This is a genomic window from Xanthomarina sp. F2636L (assembly GCF_026410195.1).
In the GTDB taxonomy this organism is placed as follows: Bacteria; Bacteroidota; Bacteroidia; order Flavobacteriales; family Flavobacteriaceae; genus Xanthomarina.
The window spans coordinates 1-503 of record NZ_JAPMLM010000010.1 but is presented as its reverse complement, the minus strand read 5'-3'; the positions used below and the strand labels follow the sequence as shown (position 1 = coordinate 503).

Sequence of the window (503 nt, the reverse complement as noted above, 5' to 3'; positions counted from 1 at the left end):
TCAGATGTTGGAACACCATCACAATCAGCATCATTGACATTTGAGTTTGTGTTTGTAGCATCGTTATCATCACAGTCTTCACTGGTTGGAACACCGTCACAATCGGCATCGTTTACATTAGAGTTTGTATTTGTTGCATCGTTGTCATCACAGTCTTCTGATGTTGGAACGCCATCACAATCTGCATCGTTTACATTAGAGTTTGTATTGGTAGCATCGTTGTCGTCACAATCTTCAGATGTTGGGACGCCATCACAATCGGCATCGTTTACATTAGAGTTTATGTTCGTTGCGTCGTTGTCATCACAATCTTCTGACGTTGGAACGCCATCACAATCCGCATCGTTGACGTTACTATTCGTATTGGTAGCATCGTTATCATCACAATCCTCAGATGTTGGGACGCCATCACAATCTGCATCATTCACGTTTGAGTTTGTATTGGTTGCGTCGTTATCATCACAGTCTTCACTGGTTGGAACACCATCGCAATCGGCATCGTT

The 503-nt window shown here is 42.9% G+C and carries 1 pseudogene; it reads right to left on the bottom strand.

Annotated elements, in window-relative coordinates:
- Nucleotides 1–503 (bottom strand): annotated as a pseudogene (locus OS191_RS00050) (hypothetical protein); the annotation flags it as partial.